General features: G+C 69.3%; 18 protein-coding genes. All 18 read right to left on the minus strand.

Annotated elements, in window-relative coordinates:
- Positions 1 to 1,799 (minus strand): hypothetical protein (locus tag IRZ18_04200; GenBank protein ID MBX5476308.1); only part of this gene is annotated, 1,799 nt, incomplete at its 3' end.
- A 412-nt stretch (positions 1,800 to 2,211) separates the two neighbouring features.
- A complete protein-coding gene (locus IRZ18_04205) occupies positions 2,212 to 3,219 on the minus strand; it encodes a ketopantoate reductase family protein (GenBank protein MBX5476309.1) in 1,008 nt (335 codons plus the stop codon).
- Positions 3,220 to 3,224: 5 nt separating this feature from the next.
- Positions 3,225 to 3,863 (minus strand): glycerol-3-phosphate 1-O-acyltransferase PlsY, encoded by a 639-nt coding sequence (plsY, locus tag IRZ18_04210; GenBank protein ID MBX5476310.1) that lies wholly within the window; start codon positions 3,861 to 3,863, stop codon positions 3,225 to 3,227.
- A gap of 182 nt (positions 3,864 to 4,045) precedes the next feature.
- A complete protein-coding gene (locus IRZ18_04215; protein MBX5476311.1) occupies positions 4,046 to 4,321 on the minus strand; it encodes an HU family DNA-binding protein in 276 nt (91 codons plus the stop codon).
- A gap of 175 nt (positions 4,322 to 4,496) precedes the next feature.
- A complete protein-coding gene (spoIVA, locus tag IRZ18_04220; GenBank protein ID MBX5476312.1) occupies positions 4,497 to 5,975 on the minus strand; it encodes a stage IV sporulation protein A in 1,479 nt (492 codons plus the stop codon).
- 168 nt (positions 5,976 to 6,143) lie between these two features.
- On the minus strand, positions 6,144 to 7,505 hold the full coding sequence (gene der / locus IRZ18_04225; GenBank protein MBX5476313.1) for a ribosome biogenesis GTPase Der: 1,362 nt from the start codon (positions 7,503 to 7,505) through the stop codon (positions 6,144 to 6,146).
- Between the two features lie 65 nt (positions 7,506 to 7,570).
- Positions 7,571 to 8,203 carry a DUF1614 domain-containing protein gene (locus IRZ18_04230; GenBank protein ID MBX5476314.1) on the minus strand — a complete coding sequence of 211 codons (633 nt, stop codon included), beginning with the start codon at positions 8,201 to 8,203 and terminating at the stop codon, positions 7,571 to 7,573.
- 103 nt (positions 8,204 to 8,306) lie between these two features.
- On the minus strand, positions 8,307 to 9,611 hold the full coding sequence (gene rpsA / locus IRZ18_04235) for a 30S ribosomal protein S1 (GenBank protein MBX5476315.1): 1,305 nt from the start codon (positions 9,609 to 9,611) through the stop codon (positions 8,307 to 8,309).
- Between the two features lie 300 nt (positions 9,612 to 9,911).
- Positions 9,912 to 10,520 (minus strand): 1-acyl-sn-glycerol-3-phosphate acyltransferase, encoded by a 609-nt coding sequence (locus IRZ18_04240; GenBank protein MBX5476316.1) that lies wholly within the window; start codon positions 10,518 to 10,520, stop codon positions 9,912 to 9,914.
- The gene (locus IRZ18_04245) at positions 10,517 to 11,239 is read right to left on the minus strand and encodes a (d)CMP kinase (protein MBX5476317.1); all 723 of its coding nucleotides are present in this window, start codon (positions 11,237 to 11,239) and stop codon (positions 10,517 to 10,519) included. The genes IRZ18_04240 and IRZ18_04245 overlap by 4 nt, the downstream gene beginning before the upstream one ends.
- A complete protein-coding gene (gene aroH, locus IRZ18_04250) occupies positions 11,236 to 11,625 on the minus strand; it encodes a chorismate mutase (GenBank protein ID MBX5476318.1) in 390 nt (129 codons plus the stop codon). The genes IRZ18_04245 and aroH overlap by 4 nt, the downstream gene beginning before the upstream one ends.
- A 22-nt stretch (positions 11,626 to 11,647) precedes the next feature.
- Positions 11,648 to 12,109: a hypothetical protein gene (locus IRZ18_04255; GenBank protein ID MBX5476319.1), complete on the minus strand. Its 462-nt coding sequence runs from the start codon at positions 12,107 to 12,109 to the stop codon at positions 11,648 to 11,650.
- Positions 12,110 to 12,157: 48 nt separating this feature from the next.
- Positions 12,158 to 13,141, minus strand: coding sequence for a class II fructose-bisphosphatase (gene glpX, locus IRZ18_04260; protein ID MBX5476320.1), 984 nt, complete (start codon positions 13,139 to 13,141; stop codon positions 12,158 to 12,160).
- Positions 13,141 to 13,995 (minus strand): class II fructose-1,6-bisphosphate aldolase, encoded by an 855-nt coding sequence (locus IRZ18_04265; GenBank protein ID MBX5476321.1) that lies wholly within the window; start codon positions 13,993 to 13,995, stop codon positions 13,141 to 13,143. The genes glpX and IRZ18_04265 overlap by 1 nt, the downstream gene beginning before the upstream one ends.
- 42 nt (positions 13,996 to 14,037) lie before the next feature.
- A complete protein-coding gene (locus tag IRZ18_04270) occupies positions 14,038 to 14,388 on the minus strand; it encodes a gamma-glutamylcyclotransferase (GenBank protein ID MBX5476322.1) in 351 nt (116 codons plus the stop codon).
- Positions 14,385 to 15,179: a DUF4037 domain-containing protein gene (locus IRZ18_04275; GenBank protein ID MBX5476323.1), complete on the minus strand. Its 795-nt coding sequence runs from the start codon at positions 15,177 to 15,179 to the stop codon at positions 14,385 to 14,387. The genes IRZ18_04270 and IRZ18_04275 overlap by 4 nt, the downstream gene beginning before the upstream one ends.
- Positions 15,180 to 15,194: 15 nt before the next feature.
- Complete coding sequence (locus IRZ18_04280) at positions 15,195 to 15,473, minus strand: 4Fe-4S dicluster domain-containing protein (protein MBX5476324.1); 279 nt, start codon at positions 15,471 to 15,473, stop codon at positions 15,195 to 15,197.
- Between the two features lie 5 nt (positions 15,474 to 15,478).
- Entirely contained in the window at positions 15,479 to 16,786 is a 1,308-nt protein-coding gene (locus IRZ18_04285; GenBank protein MBX5476325.1) for an FAD-dependent oxidoreductase, read from the minus strand.
- Positions 16,787 to 16,919: the final 133 nt, after the last annotated feature.

Here is a 16,919-nt window from a genome sequence, read left to right on the forward strand (position 1 = left end):
TGTGTGGGGGGCGCGGTGTTTTTTAAACCCCCCCCCCCCCCCGCCGCCGCGACGCCCAACTCGCGGCGGCGCGCGGTCACGCCGGCCAGACCGGTGGCAACCGTGTAAATGACAGTGACCAAGAGCGCAAGGCCGATGAACGCGCTATACCCGAACTCCGCCTGATCCACGGCCGTGACCGGCGCGTTCAAGTGCACCCATCGCTCCTCAACCCAGCCAAGCGCCGGGTGGCCGTTCGAGGCCGGCACGTCCACCAGCACGTTCGCCGGCGACGAGCCCATCGTCACCTCGGCCACGAGTCCGGTCTTCTCCTCGATCTCTTTAGCGATGGCCTTGGCCCTGCCGATCGTCTCGGGCGTCAGATGGTCGTCGTCCGTGATCTTGACCCGCACCGCGTTGATCGCCTTGGGACCGTCGATCTTGACCGCCGCGTCGAGGGTGGTGATCATGCCGGGCGGCGCCGTGAGAAAGCCAGCCGGCGTGGCGTCGCCCCTGTACGTCACGGGTGGGTTGACGGCCGCCCCGCGGGGATCGAGGACCCGGGTCGCTTCAAACGGGCGATACGTCATCAGCGGCAGTTGCTGGCCGCCACGCTGCGCAGGGAGGCGGGTGGTGTCGTATGAGCCGACGTAGATGAACTTCACGTCCTTCCAGCCGGGTTCGGTCGGCATCGGAAACGGAGTGAAGGTGCGATAAGAGCCCCCTAGACCAACCTCGGTTTCACTCACCAACGTGCCGAAACCGTAGGGACCCGTCGGCGTCTCGCGACGACCGGCCAGCATTTCCTTGAACCGGTCCGGCTGGCTCCGAAGCTGTAGAGCCGTGGGCCAGCGACCGGAAAAGGGACTGCGAGTCTGCGTGTAGGTCAGAAGTCCCGGCCGCCCGATCACAGTCGCGATCTCCTGGGCCCGGCGAACCGTCTCCATTAAGTCGGCAGCGCCGAACGTCTGTCGGAACACCGTTCCTTCTGGAACCCAGCCGCTCTTGAGCCGCTGGAGCTCGGCGGTGTAACTGAGGTCATTGAGGACCGTACTGTTCACAAGGATCGGGATTTCATGCAGGAGCGCGTCGGAATTCCGCCAATACGTGTGTGCGAAGTCGTGGTCTCCCGGGCTGAAGTAACGCCCGTCCACGACGGCTCGGTCCAGCCCAACGAGTTTGGCCTCTGCGGCGGGATCGACGGCCACGAGGGTCGTGTACCATTGCCCTACGGACGCCAAGCCGCCATAGTTTGGCCCGACCTTCCAGAGATCCTGGCGTGCCCATGAGGGCACGTTGCCCTTGTTGTCAGGCACCGCAAAATAGTCGCTCTGCTCCATCTGTTCCGGCCAGGGGCCTCCACCATACGACGTGACGAAATGGAAACGATAAACACCCGGCGGCAAGACGGGCCAAGTCTTCACGAGCGCGTGCCCTTGCTCGCCGCCGAGATCGCCGGCCCCGAGCTCCGGGAGGGGAAATTTTACGACGCCGATCACGGCCAGGGGGGCGGCCACGTCGACGCCCTGGATTCCCCGGATGGCATCCAGGTCCCTCATGGAAATGCCCGGCGGCAGTGTGGCGAGCACGTTGGGCTCGACCAAGTCAGGCAAAGGCTGACCTCCCGGCAGCGGGGCATGGACCAGGATGTCGTACGGCGTGCGCCAGGACTGTTCATACGTGCGGATGACGGTGCCGTTGACGTCTTCACCCAGGATCGCGAGAACCGAGAGACCTGCCCCCAGAACGAGCACTCCAAGCAGCGCCAGCGCAAGCCGATCCCGTCTACCCGACCAGAACTTCCAACGCATGGATGTCACCGTCTACCACCCTGCGATAGGAATGAGGAGCGGGAGATGGGCCGTCCACAGACTCGTTCCGACTCTTTCCGATGGATGCGTCGAAGCCTTAGGGACCGCCGAAGGCATGCCTAGCCTCCTCGGTCAAGGTTCGTTGCTGCTGCTGCAATAACGTGAAGAGGCCTGGTACGGGGATTTCGAAAATGGCGATCAATGCGTTCGGAAGAATGATGTCCGTTGCTTCGGAAATAGCTGAACTTGGCCTTCACGTCAAGTCTTGACCGGCTCTAGACCGATAAGTGTGTTAAAAGGAAACGAGCGGCAGAAGAGCTGAGGATGGTCTTAGCGCAGGACATCCGAAGGAGGCTCCTTGCCGCTCATGAAGAAAGCGATCGTCGCGATGCTGGGGCTGTAAGGCTGCCGTCGCACACCATCATGACCGGGAGCGCCCATCCTCCCGCCGAACCCCCTCCCACAGCCGGTCGGGGCTCCACGGGGGCGCTCCGTTGCGGCGCGCTTCCAGGGCGCGCAGCACCGTTCGGTGGAACGGCGCCCCCAGCCCCGCCTCCTCTGCTGCTTCGGCCACGCGGCCGTACAGCCACGGCGCCTCCAGGGGCCGCCCGGCCTCGAGGTCGAGCAGGAGGGACGGGGGCTTGTCGCCGCGCGCGCCGGCCAGCGGGCGCGCCAGGAGCCGCCGGACGAGGAACGCGGGACCGCGAAGGACATGCCGGAACAAGCGCACAGGGAAACCGGGCACGTCGACCCACCGCACCCCCGCCGCTTCGCCGACGCGGACCGTCTCCCTCAGGAGTCCGATCTCGAACGACATCGCCAGCGGATCGCGCGCGATGCGCGCCGGCGTCCACCCCAGCGCGGCCGCCGTCCCGTTCGCGGCGACGTTGAGCAGAAGCTTCGACCACTTCAGGTCACGGCCGCGCGAGCCGGGGATCACGCGAGCCGGCAGGCCGCCACGGGTGAACCGTTCCGCCAGGGCGTCCAACACGCCCGCGGCGGGCGGCGGCACGGCGGCGGACCAAGCGCTCAGGGCGACCCCGCCCCGCGTCGCGCGGGAGTCGCCGCCGCGGTCCCGGTGGACGGCCGCCGTCACGGCTCCCGCGACGACGACCCAGTCCGAGGCCACAGCCGCGAGCGCCTCCTCGTTGCCAAGCCCGTTCTGCAACGACACGACGCACGTGCCGGGCGACAGGTCCAGGCGCTGCAGGCGCTCGGCCACGTCGGCCGTGGCGTAGGCCTTGACGCAGACCAACGCCGCGTCGACGCCGCGTGCGGCCGCGGCCGGGACGTCGTCCCACGTCAGGACCGGCATGTCCAGGATCCGGCCGCCACGGCGCGACACCACCCGCACATCCGCGCCGGCCGCCCGCAGGGTCGACGCGCAGAGGCCGCCGATGGCGCCGGCCCCGACGACGAGAACCCGCACCGCGCCTACGCCCCCTTGCGTGCCGGCGCGCGTTCCAGGGCCCCTCCCGACGGAGGCCAGATGCGGAGTTCCTCGCCGCGCCAGAGCCTGCGGATGTTCGTGCGGTGCTGCAGCAGGATCAGCGCCGCCCCGGCGAGGCCGTACACGACGGCCGCCGGTTCTGCCCCCAGTGCCCACAGGAAGAGCGGCGCGCTCAGGCCGCCGGCCATGGACCCGACGCTGGAATACCGCGTGAGCGCCACCGCCGCGATCCACACGACGGCGACGCCGGCTGCCGCCCAGGGCTGCAACGCGAGGAGGCCGCCGAACGACGTGGCGACCCCCTTTCCGCCTTTGAAACGCAGGAATGGTGACCAGTTGTGGCCGGCGACCGCCGCGATCGCCGCCGCCACCTGCCATGCCGTTCCGAGCCCCAGGTCCCGCGTGGCGAGGACCGCGATGGCCCCCTTGCAGACGTCCGCGACCAGCACGACCGCGGCCAGCCGCGGCCCTGCCACGCGCATCACGTTCGCGGTGCCGATGTTCCCGCTGCCGCACGTGCGCACGTCGACGCCGCGGCGCAGGCGCACCGCGATCCAGCCGACCGGCACGCTCCCGAGAAGGCCGGCGCACGCCAGCGCCACCATGCCATAGGCGATTGCCATGCGAATGCGTCCCCCGTCCACCGGACGTCCGGCCTCGTGCCGTGTCCGCCCCTGTAAGCATACGTGGAGCGTCGCCCGGCGACGAGACCTCGCAAGAAAAAACCGCTCCTCCAATTCGTGGAGGAGCGGCGAAATGAGCGCGCACGTGGTGAGAACAAAGGAGCGCAATGCGTGGCGCGTGTCTAGTGGTTCACGGCTTCCTTCAGAGGACGACCCGCGCGGAACACCGGGACCCGACGGGCGCTGATGCGCAACGCCTTGCCCGTCTGCGGATTGCGGCCCTGACGAGCGCTGCGCTGGCGCACCTCGAAGCTGCCGAAGCCGACGAGCGACACCTTCTGACCCTTCGACAACGACTCCCGAATGCAGGCGAGGACCGCGTCAATGGCACGGCTCGCGTCCTTCTTCGTCAGGCCGGTCGCCTCCGAGACCCGTTGGATGAGTTCGGCCTTGTTCACGGGTTGGCACCCCCTTTCTTCACTGCGCGCTATTTTCTCCGCCCTAATAAGAAGTCCTTCCCGTTTCTTCCAACGATGCGCTTAACCTAAACAAACAAGACGAAGCCGCCCACCCCGGGGGCGGGCGGCGCGTCGTCGGAACCGTCGCGCTTGGCCGGTGGCCGGACGCCTGAAGCTATAGGATGATGCAGATCAGGCCGCCGCTTCCTTCATTGACGATGCGCGCGATCGTCTCTTGCAACTTCTTCTGCGTGTTCTCAGGCATGCGGTCCAGCTTGCCCGTGATCGTCTCGCGCAGAAGCTCGTGCAGCGATTTGCCGAAGATTTCGGATTCCCAAATCTTCCGCGGATCATCTTCAAACTTTTCAGTGAGGTAACGGACGAGATCGGCGGATTGGCGCTCCGTCCCCAGGATGGGCGTGTACTCGGCCGACACGTCGGCGCGCAGGATGTGCAGCGAGGGCGCGCTGGCCTTGAGCCGAACCCCGAACTGGTTGCCCTTGCGTACCATCTCCGGCTCCTCGAACGTCATGTCCTGCAGGGAGGGAACGACCACGCCGTACCCCCGCTCGCGGACGTCGGCGAGGGCGTCCCGCAGGCGTTCGTACTCCTGCTTGGCCTCGGCCATCTGCCGCATCATGCGGATCATGACGTCCGCGCGGGTCGTGTCGAAGCCGGCGATCTCGTTCAGCACCTGCACGTACACCTCGTCGCGCGTGTCGAGGAACGCGTCCACGACGCCCGTGCCCAGATCCGCCCGTTCCACGCCGGCGTCGGCGACGTGCTCGCTCGCCTTCAGGCTCTCCAGCGCTGGCTTGACGTCCCGCACGCGCCGGATCGACTGCAGGGCCGTGGCCACCGCATGGTCCAGCGACCGCCGCAGCCAGTGGTCCGAGGGCAGTTCCTCCACCCACTGCGGGAGGTGCACGTCGACTTCCTTCACCGGGAACTCGAAGAGCGCCTGTTCCAGGATGCGGTGCAGCCCGGCCCGGGTGAGGTGCTGGATGTTGGCGGGAAGCACGGTCGCCCCGTACTCGGCCGACAGCTGTTCCGCGAGGGCCTGCGTCTCCGGCGCGTCCGGCCGCGCGCTGTTGAGCAGCACCAGGAACGGCTTGCCGAGGTTCTGGATCTCCTCGACGGTCTGGCGTTCCGCTTCGACGTACGCGTCGCGGCCGAGCTCGCCGAAGCTGCCGTCCGTCGTGACGACGATGCCGAGCGTGGAGTGGTCGGTGATGATCTTGCGGGTGCCGATCTCGGCCGCCTCGTCGAAGGGGATGTCGTAGTCGAACCACGGCGTCCGCACCATGCGTGGCGCGTCGTCCTCGGTGTACCCGACGGCGCCGGGCACGGGAAAGCCGACCGAGTCGACCAGCCGCACGCGCAGCGTCAGGTTGTCGCCGACCGTGATGGCCACGCCCTCGTCCGGCACGAACTTCGGCTCCGTCGTCATGACCGTGCGACCCGCGCCGCTCTGCGGAAGCTCGTCGACCGTCCGCTGGCGTTCGGCCTCGTCTTCGATGTTCGGCAGCACTAACAGATCCATAAACTTTTTGACGAAGGTGCTCTTGCCGGTGCGGACGGGCCCGACGACGCCGATGTACACGTTTCCGTTGGTACGTGTGGCGATGTCCTGAAAGATATCGAACGCTTCCACCCAAGTCCCTCCCTCTGAATCGGGTCACCCCGCGCGCCCGTGCGGCGTGGGGGCCCGACGGCGCCGGCCATCGGTCTCGACGCCACCGCCCCTGTCCAGGGCTGGGGCTGCTACATGTATATGAGACGGGTCGGAGGGTATGACGGGCGGAGGGAGACCCCGCGCCGGCTAGCGCGGGCGGGTGAAGACCGACTCGGCGGGTCGCCGCTCCCGCGCGCGGTACTTCCACACGATGGGCGTGCCTTCCAGGTCGTACGTCTCGCGGAGGCGGTTCTCCAGGTACCGCTCGTAAGAAAAGTGGACGCGGTCCGGGTCGTTGACGAAGAGGAGGAACTGCGGGGGCCGGGTGTCCACCTGCGTGCCGTAGTAGATCCGGAACGGCTTTCCGTGGACGGCCGGAGGCTGCCGGTACAGCTGGGCGTCCTGCAAGAAGCGGTTCAGGTCCGGCGTGGAAAGCTGGAACGCGTGGGCGGCGGCCACCTTGTCCACGATGCCCGCCAGGCGGCCGACGCGCTGCCCCGTCCGCGCGGAGATCGTCACGATCGGAGCGTAGTGAAGCGCCGGCAGGGCCTCGCGCGCCTCGGCGGCGGCGACGTCCGCGGGCCGCTCGCGCGCGTCGACCGCATCCCACTTGTTCAAAAGAATCGCCGCCGCGCGGCCTCGCTCCGCGATCAGCCCGCCGATGCGCTGGTCCTGCTCCGTCACGCCCTCCGTGGCGTCGACGACGAGCAGCGCCACGTCGCAGCGCGCGATCGCCTGCTCGGCGCGCCGGACACTGTAGAATTCGACCGAGGAATCGATGCGGCTGCGCCGCCGGATGCCGGCCGTGTCGATGAGCACGTACGTCTTCCCGTACGCCCGCCACTCGACGTCGACGGCGTCCCTCGTGGTCCCCGGCAGGTCGGCGACGATCTGCCGCTCCTCGTTCAGCAGCCGGTTGACGAGCGAGGACTTGCCCACGTTCGGCCGCCCGACGATGGCCACGCGCACCGGAGCCGGCTCGTCCTCGCCGCCTTCGCCCGCCGCCGCGCCGGCGGGCAGGTGCGCGACGACGGCATCCAGCAGGTCGTCGATGCCGAGGCCGTGTTCCGCGGAAATCGGGAGCGGCTCACCGAGGCCGAGGGCGTAGAACTCGGCGCTCGCCGCGCGCGCTCGCTCGCTCTCCGCCTTGTTCGCGACGAGCAGGACCGGTCGCCGCGCCCGGCGGAGTTCGTCGGCAATGGCCTCGTCCACGGGTGTCACGCCGGCACGCGCGTCCACGAGGAACAGCACCACGGCCGCCTGCCGGACCGCCTCCAGCGCCTTGGCGTGGACCAGCGGTTGCAGGGTGTCCTCCTCCGGTGGCATGAGGCCGCCGGTATCGAGCAACCGGAAGCGCCGCCCGCCCCACTCGACGACCGTCTCGACCGCATCCCGGGTGACGCCGGGCCGCGCCTCCACGATCGCGGCGCGCCGCCCGGCGAGGCGGTTGAACAGCGTCGACTTGCCGACGTTCGGGCGTCCCGCGATGACGACGCTCGGCAGAGCCATGGCCGCACCTCCACGGGGATTATCCCGTCCTTGCCCGCCGAGGGCAACGCCCCGCCGGGGCGCCGTCACCGCCGGCCCGGCGGCCAGCGCTCGCGCAGCTCGCCGAGGACGTCCGCCAGCGCCATGGCGAGGACGCCGCCGATCACGGCCGCGTCAAAGGCGCCGCCCCCGCCGAGCCACGTCCGCCCCGGGATGCCCATGGCGACAAGTTCCGCGTAACGCAAGAGACCGGCCACGACGACCCCGGCCGACCCGCCGACAAACGCCGCCCGCCGCGACCTTCCGAAGGCGTACCCGACGATGGCCGCCAGCACGGCGGCGGTTGCGACCGAGACCGTCGAGCCCGCCGCCGGCCCGACCAGAAGGATGCGCTCGGCGCCCCACACGGCGGCCCCGGAGGCGAGCGCCGCGAGCCACACGTGGCTGCGCTCCCAGGGCGTGTCGGCGTGCCAGTACACCCAAACGCCCAGCGCAAGGGGTACGAGGCCCCCGCCCACGTTGACGACGAGCTCAGGGCCACGCGGGACGACCGTGACGTTCACGAAGCTGCCGGCGAGCAAGGCGCCCAACCACGCGAGCGCCTGCGCCGGAGTCATGTGGAGCCGGGCCAGGACCCGGTCCGTCCAGCCGAACACGACCAGCACGGCCAGTGCCACGAGAATCAGGTTGCCGCCTGGCAGGAGTGCGCCCTCCTCCAACTATGTATTGCCCCGGCCGTCCCGCGGCCATGAAGAACAAAACCCGCGGCCCGTCCTCGACGGACAGGCCGCGGGCCACGAGCGCTTCCAGCCGGGGCTTAGGTCAACGGTTTTCGCGCTCTTCCTCCACCAGGCGCTCACGCGTCTCCTCCAGCAGGCTCCCGAAGACGTCCCCAAGCGTGAGACTGTCCCGGTCCTGCCGCGGGCGCGGGCCGCCGCCGAAGCCGCGCGGGCGGAAGGATTCCGGCCGCTCCGCCTCCTTGATGGACAGGCTGATGCGCCGCTCCTCCGGCAGAACGCGCAGCACCTTGACCTTCACCCTCTGGCCTTCCCGCACGACTTCCGCGGGATCGTTGACGTGCCAGTCCGCCAGCTGGGAGATGTGCACGAGCCCTTCCACGCCCGGCTCCAGCTGCACGAAGGCTCCGAACGGCGCGAGCCGCATGACGGTGCCTTCCACCACGCTGCCGGCGGGGTACTTCTGCTCGACCGTGGTCCACGGGTCCGGCAGGACCTGCTTGAGGCCGAGAGAGATGCGTCCCTTTTCCCGGTCGAGACGGAGGATCTTCACGTCGATCTCGTCGCCGACGTTGACGACGTCCGACGGATGGTTCACGCGTCCCCAGGCCATCTCGGACACGTGAAGCAATCCGTCGACGCCCCCGAGGTCGACGAACGCGCCGAAGTCCGTCAGGCCCTTCACGACGCCGCGGCGCACCTGGCCCTCCTCAAGCTCGGACCACGTCTTCTCCCGCAGCCGCTCCCGCTCTTCTTCCAGAACGACCTTCTGCGACAGGATGACGCGGTTCTTGCTGCGGTCGAGCTCGATCACGCGCGCGCGGATCGGCTGGCCGACGTAGACGGACAGGTCGTTGACGTAGCCCATTTCCACGTGGGACGCGGGCATGAAGCCGCGCAGGCCGACGTCGACGACGAGCCCGCCCTTGACCTCCTCCACGACGGGCGCGGTGATGACCTCCCCCGACTCGTACGCGCGGCGCAGCCGCTCCCACGCCGCGTGCTCCACAGCCCGGCGGTAGGACAGCTCGAGGCCGCCCTCCTGGCCCTCGACGGAGCGCACCATGACCGGGATCTTCTGCCCGGGCTTGAACACGTCCGACGGCGACTGCCCCTGGGCGAGGTTCAGCTCGTGCAGCGGGACGATGCCGTCAGACTTGTACCCGACGTCCACCATCACGTGGTCGTCGTTGACCTGCGTGATGGTTCCCTCCACGATCTGGCCCGGGCGGAACTTCGGCAGCTCGATGGCCTCCGGCGCCGGCACGGCCGGCGCTTCAGCCGCGGTCTCCGGCTGGGACGGCGAAGCCGCTTCGGGCCGCGCCTCCGCGGTCTCCTCGGGCGTGGACTCCGCGGGAATGCTGGCGTCCTTCTCGTTCAACTCCGACATCAACTGGCAACCCCCTTGTGAGTGGTGTATCGATCGGCGTGGAGGCACCGGCGGTGACCCCAACGCTCCAACCGACACCGCAAGGGGTGTGCCGGCCAAACTGGCCGCCTGCAGCTGATGTTGGAGCTCGAGGACCAAATCGACGACCGCCTGCGAACGACACCCCGCGGGTCTGCCCGCGAGGACCTCCGTGCCTGCAAATCCACCCCGTCGACACGGGCGCTCGCGCGCCTCGCAAGCCTCCTTTCTCGCCGGGATGGGCCCGTGAACACGGGCCAAATCTGTATGCGCAATCTCTGATTACAATGTGCCCAAATCGTCCCACAGGGCGCGGATGCGCGCCATGATCTCCGACTCCGCGAGCGCCTGCAGCTCATCCTTCGGCAGGTCGCGCGCGTGCGCCGGAAGGCGGAGCGGCTCGCCCACCGCGACGCCGATGCGTCCCCGGAAGCGGTACTGGCCGCGGATGGCCAGCGGCAGCACGGGCGCACCGGACATGGCGGCGAGGACGGCAATCCCTGCGCGTGCGGGACCCGGCCTTCCATCTTTTCCACGCCGGAACCGCGTTCCCTCCGGGAACATGGCCACCGCGTGCCCCTCGCGCAAGAGGCGCAGGGTCGTCTTCACCGCGCGGCTGTCCGCGAAGTCCCGTCGAACGGGAAACGCGCCCAGCGAGCGCAGCAGGCGGCCGAGGAGCGGAATTCGGAACAGTTCCTCCTTGGCCATGAAGTGCAGGGCGCGCGGCAGCACGACGCCGACCAGCGGCGGATCCCACGCGCTGAAATGGTTCGCCGCGACGATCACCGCACCTTCGGGCACGCGGACCGATCCGCGCACGTCGATGTGGAAGATGATCGAAAAGACCTGCCGGACGATCCAGCGCAGCGCGCGGTACCACAGCGGCATCACGCGGATCCTCCCTCCGGCGGCGCGGCCGCGCCCTCGCCCCACCGCGCCTCGATGTGCGCGAGAACGCGCCGCAACGCCTCCTCCACGCTGATGCCGGTGGTGTCGATGACGACCGCGTCCTCCGCCTTCCGGAGCGGCGAGACGGCCCGGTTCATGTCGGCCTCGTCCCGCTCGCGCACCTCCGCGAGCACCTCATCCAGGGTCACGGAGTGCCCATGGCGGCGCAGCTGGCGGTAGCGACGCGCGGCCCGCTCCTCCAACGACGCCGTCACGAAGAACTTGAAATCGGCGTCCGGGAGAACCCGCGTGCCGACGTCGCGGCCGTCAACGACGACTCCACCCTCCCTTGCGAGGCGGCGCTGGATGTCGACAAGCTTCTCACGCACCTCCGGAACCTGGGAGACCCGGGGGACGGCGCGCGTGACGTCCCGGTCGCGCAGGCGGCCCGTAACGTCGCGCCCGTTCAGCAGCACCCGGTAGTGCCCGCCTCGCTTCGGCTCCAGCCGCAGGTCGAGGCGGTCGACGAGCGCAGCCAGGCCCGCCGCGTCGTCCTCGCGCACCCCCATGTCCAGGGCGTGCCGCGCCACGGCGCGGTACATGGCGCCTGTGTCGATGTACAGCAGGTGCAATCGCTTGGCCAGGTTGCGGGCGATGGTGCTCTTCCCCGCTCCCGCGGGACCGTCGATGGCGACGACCGGCCGGCGCCTCGCCCCCGTCACGCTGGACCCTCCGTGAGCTGGCGCGCCTCGTGCAGGTAGACGTGCTCCACCGACGCCAGACCCTTGACCAGCGCAAGTACACGCACGCACCGCGGCAGCGCGCCGGGCACGTCGATCTCCTGGGCGTCGAGGCGCGGCACGGCCGTCCAGCCCAGGCGGGCGGCCGCGCGGGCCGGAAACGCGGCGTTGAGGTCCGGAGTGGCCGTGAAGAAGAGGAACACGATCTGTTCAGGGGTGAACCGGTTGCGCGCCGCCATCTCCTCGAGGAGTTCCGCGGTGCGGCGGATGATCGCTTCGGCTTCGTTCGCCGGGACGGTGGTGGCGCCCCGGACCGCGTGAATGTCCAAACGACGACTCCCAACAGCCGCGCGAGCGGCTCCAAGCATGACCGCGGCGATTATAGCACGGCTAGGGGCCCGATGCCCACTCGAGGCCGCGGACGTCTCCCGTGGTGGCCAGCGTCTGCTGGCATTCGCGCCCCCCAAGGATCCACGCCGCGGCGACGAGCACCGTGCCGGGATCCGCACGGCCATCGATCTCGATCCGATCCCCGGGGCGGACGACGACGCGGACCTCCCCTTGCGAGAAGTTCGCGACGGCCGCGCCGTTTTTGAGGATCCTCACCAGCGGGGCGTTGGCCCGGTTCAACAGCCGGAAGGTGATCGTCGTCTCCTGCGGAGCCGCCGGCGCCGCCGCCTCCTGGAAGCGTTCCGCCTCCCGGACGAAGACGGCGGCGATCGGATCGTGAGCGAGGATCAGGCTGAACACGAAAAGGCTGCAGAGGATCGCGGCCGTGCGCACGACCGCGCGCACGGCCCGCACGCGCGTCTCGCGGCGTCCGTGCCCTCCTGGCGGCACCCTCCGGTTCACACGGCCGCGGGCGTCCATGTGCCACGCATATGCGGGGCACATGGACGGCTATGCGCCGCGGACGATGTCGCGCAGCACCGGCTTGCGCTCGATCTGGTGGACGGCCTCCACGAACCGCAGCGTGCCCGTCATCCGGCGCATGGCGACCGAATGCGTCACGGCCCCGCGCGGGGTGTAGCGGACGCCCCGGAGGAGGTCGCCGGTCGTGATGCCGGTGGCGGCGAAGATCACGTCATCCGCGCGGACGAGGTCCTCCAGGCGCAGCAGCCGATCGTGCGGGGCGAGGCCCATCGACTCGATGCGCTCCCGCTGCTCGTCGTCCTCCGGCCGGAGGCGTCCCTGGAAGTCGCCGCCGAGACACGCCAGCGCCGCCGCGGCCAGCACCCCCTCCGGAGCGCCCCCCGTCCCGAGCATGAGATCGATGCCCGTCTCCTCAAGGCCGGTGGACACGGCCGCGGCGACGTCGCCGTCGGAAATGAGGCGGATGCGGGCGCCCGCGCGCCGCACGGCCTCGATGATCCCCTGGTGGCGCGGACGGTCCAGCACGACGACCGTCACGTCCTCCACGGGCTTGCCCAGCGCCCGGGCGACGGCGCGCACGTTCTCCTCCGGCGGCGCGTCCAGCGACACGGCCCCTCGAGCGCCGGGGCCGACGGCGATCTTCTCCATGTAGCAGTCCGGGGCGCGCAGGAGCCCGCCGCGCGGCGCCATGGCCAGCACGGCGATGGCGCCCGGCAACCCTTTGGCGACGAGGTTCGTGCCCTCGACGGGGTCGACCGCCACGTCGGCCGTCGGCTCGGGATCCGGCGCGCCGCCCACGAGTTCGCCGATGTAGAGCATCGGCGCCTCGTCCATCTCGCCTTCGCCGATGACGACCTCCGCCCGCACGTCCACCGTGTCGAAGAGGCGGCGCATCGCGTCGACGGCGGCGGCGTCGGCTTCATCCTTCCGGCCGCGGCCCACCCAGCGGCTCGCCGCCAGCGCAGCCGCCTCTGTGACGCGCACCAGCTCCAGCGTAAGCTCCCGCTGCATCAGACCCGCCCGCTCGAACCGAAGAAGCGCATCTTTTCGCGGACGCGCTCCACCATGGCGTCGCGCCCGGGGCCCAGCACCTTGCGCGGATCGAGCTCGTCGGGGTTCTCCGCGAGCTTCTCGCGCATGGCCTGCAGAAAGGCCTGGCGCAATTCCGTGTCGATGTTGATCTTGGCGACGCCGAGGCGGATGGCCTCCTTGATCTGGTCCTCGGGAACTCCCGAGCCGCCGTGCAGCACGATGGGGATCCCGACGCGCTCGTGGATGGCCTGCAGGCGGGGGAAGTCCAGGTCCGGCCGCCCCTTGTACAGCCCGTGGGCCGTGCCGATGGCCACCGCGAGGTAGTCGACGCCCGTCTCCTTCACGAACCTCTCGGCCTCGTCCGGATCGGTGAAGAGCGCCTCCCGCTCCGAGACGACGATGTGCTCCTCCACGCCGCCGATCTTGCCGAGCTCGCCCTCCACGGAAACGCCCACCGCGTGCGCGATCTCGACCACCTTGCGCGTGCGGGCGATGTTCTCCTCAAGCGGGTACTTCGACCCGTCGTACATGAGGGAGGTCCAACCCTCGCGCAGGCAGCGGACGGCGACGTCGAAGTCGGTGCCGTGGTCCAGATGCAGCGCGACCGGCACCGTGGCCTTCGCGGCCGCGACCCTGACCATCGCCGCGAGGTAGTCGGCGCCGGCGTACTTGATCGCACCCTGGCTCGTTTGGACCATCACGGGCGAGCGCTCCAGCTCCGCCGCGGTGATGACCGCCTGAAGGATCTCCATGTTGTTGATGTTGAAGGACCCGATGGCATAGCCATCCCGGTGGGCCTGACCGATCAGATCGATGCCGGAGACGAGCGGCATGTTCGTTCCTCCTCGACTCGATTCACAAGGGTTGCGCGGGCGTCACGACGTCCAGGGCGGCAGGTCGCGGAACACGGCGGAGTTGCCCACGTAGGCTTCCGCCCATTCCTCGCGGTCCCCCACCTTGACCCGCACCGTGCGCCGGTAATATACGGGCGGATCTTCGTCAAACCCTTCGTAGTGGTCGAGAAAGCGCAAGTCGGCGTCGCCGAGGTCCCACAGCAGTCCTTCCACGGACGCCCCGGGCGTCTCGAGGATCACCGGGTAGCCCCGGCCGGTGTCGTAGCGCTGGTACCCTTCCAGCACCGCCGGCACCGGGTCCGGAAGACGGCGGTCGACGAGCGCCTCCAGGCGCCCCCTGCGCATCAGCGTTCCGTATGAAAAGAGCTTCACGGCAACACCTCCTTCGTGGGAGCCGCGCCGACCTCCGCCCCCGCGGCCTCGAGGGCCATGGCGGTGGCCGTCTGAATCTCCTGCGCGAGGGCGTACAGGCGGTTCTGCCGCGGGTTCAGCGCCCCGCCCAGGCTGACGAGGTCGCCCATCCGCTCAAAGAGGTCGAGGGCGAGCGGCCGCAGGCGGCGCCCCGTCGACGTGCGGAACGCGGCTTGCATCAGCCACTTGCGCGGGGGCACCGGCTCTTGGTCCAGAAGCAGGGCGATGGCCAGCGCGTGGGACAGGATCTGCAGCAGGTTGTCGCAGACGAGAAACGCCTGCCCGCGACGGATCGCCCACGCGAGCGACGCCTGCCGCTGGCGAAGCTGGGCGTAGCGCTGCTCGGCCTTCCGCAGCCAGACCTCCGGAGGCACGACGGGCGGCACCTCCCAGCGGTCGCGCAGAAAGCCGTGCGGGTCGTAGCACACGCGGCCGTAGCGGCGCAGGTACAGGGCATCGTCGTCGAACGCGGCCAGTTCCCGCTCGAAGGCCTGCCAATCCCGCGTGCGGTAGTGGAAGCGGCGCCCCGCGGCGCGCGCGCGGTGGACGAGCCCGTCCTCCCAGCGGGCGCCTTCCGCGCCAAAGCCGAACACGAAGAAGTCGAGCCCGGAGAAGGCGTCCGCATACGGCGTCACCGCCGACCCGCCCAGCACCACGGCGAGCGGTTGCGACGCCAGCGCAGGGTTCCGCTCGACAAACGCGGCGATCGTGCGGCGGCCTTCATCGACCCATTCGTCCAGGCGCTGACTCACGCGTCACGCTCCTCACTAGCCGAAGCGGTGCTGGACCCCGAACCCGCCCCGGGGGTACACCCAGTCGATGTTGCCGTACGGACATCCGATGCGGCAGGTGCCGCATTCCAAGCAAGCCTCATACGTGATGTCGATCTTGCGGTCCTTCTCATTCCAATGGTAGACGGCCGCGGGGCAGAAGTAGGTGCACCACTGCCCTTCGCACTTCAGGCAGACGTCGCGATCCTTGATGTTCAGGTGGGAGCGGTCGTCCGGCTTGTACCGGTTCAGAAACAGCTTCTCGTGAAGCTTCAGGGGCTTCATAGGCCGATCGACCTCCAGGCGTGCACCAGGTCGAGCCCCACCCGCCACAGCGGGCGCCGCTGGCGCACCAGGTCCAGCATCCGCCGGTGCTTCTCCTCTTTCGGCGTGCCGTCGACGGTGAAGAACTCGCGGGCCAGCGCGCTGGCCAGCTCGGGATACACCGTGAAGAACTGCGGGTTCCGCTCCATGAACGGAATGCTGTCGCGCAACCGGTACAGATCCTTGAGGATGAACGAATCGCGAAGCTTCTCCTGGTACGCGCTCAGCGAGCGGGCGGAGAAGTCGCCGCGCTTCTTCGCCTCGATGATCGCCTCGCCGGCGAGCTTCCCGGAGATCATCGCCATGTTCGACCCCTCGCGGTTCACCGCGTTGAGGAACCCGGCCGCGTCCCCGACGACGACGACGCCGTCGCCGACGAGACGCGGAAGGCGGTCATACCCCACCTCGGGGATGAGGTGCGCCATGTATTCCTGGGTCTCCGCGCCGCGGATGAGCGGCCGCACCGCGGGATGCTGCTTGAGCTCCTCGAGGATGTCGTTGATGTTCCACTTTCTTTCCACGAGCTGCGAGACCAGCGCGCCGACCCCGATGCTGAGCGTGTCCTTGTTCGTGTAGAGGAAGGCGTTGCCGACGAGGCCCCGCGTGGACGCGCCGATCATCTCGATGGTGGCGCCTTCGCCCTTTTCGAGGCCGAACCGGTCTTCGATGGTCTCGCTGGGCAGCGCGAGCACCTCTTTGACGGCCAGCGCCGCCTGGTTCATCGCCAGGTCCGGCCCCAGGCCGGCCCGTTGCACGAGCAGCGCGTTGACGCCTTGCGCGATGACCACGACGCGGCCGTACAGGTCGCCGTCTTCCAGGGACGTGCGCACGCCGACGACGCGGCCGTCCTCCATGATGAGATCGGTGACGGTGGTGGACGTCAGGACCATGGCGCCGGCCTTCTCGGCCTGCTCGGCGAACCAGCGGTCGAACTTCGCGCGGAGGACGGTGAAGGCGTTGAACGGCGGCCGGGCCCACTGCGCGCTGCCGTAGCCGACCTGCACCGCGCTGTCGCTGTCCAGGAGCCAGATGCTCTGCCGCACCACCGGCCGCTCCAGCGGAGCTTCCTTCCAGAACTCCGGGATCAGTTCTTCCGTAGGCTGGCGATACAGCACGCCGCCCTGAACGTTTTTGGCGCCCGGGTACTCGCCGCGCTCAAGGACGACGACCTCCAGCCCGGCGCGGGCCATCGTCAGCGCCGCGGCGATGCCCGCCGGCCCGGCGCCTACGACGATCGCATCGAACATGTCTCCGTTCAACACCATCTTCCTTCCAAGCCGCACGTCAGCGAATCAGGGCGAGGACGAGCGCGGGCCACAACCCCAATGCTAGCACGGTCGCGCTCCAAATCCCCACCAAAAGATGACTTTTTCGCGTTTTGTCGACGTCTTCCCTCGT

Source organism: Clostridia bacterium (assembly GCA_019683875.1).
GTDB lineage: Bacteria > Bacillota > Sulfobacillia > RBS10-35 > Bu92 > Bu92.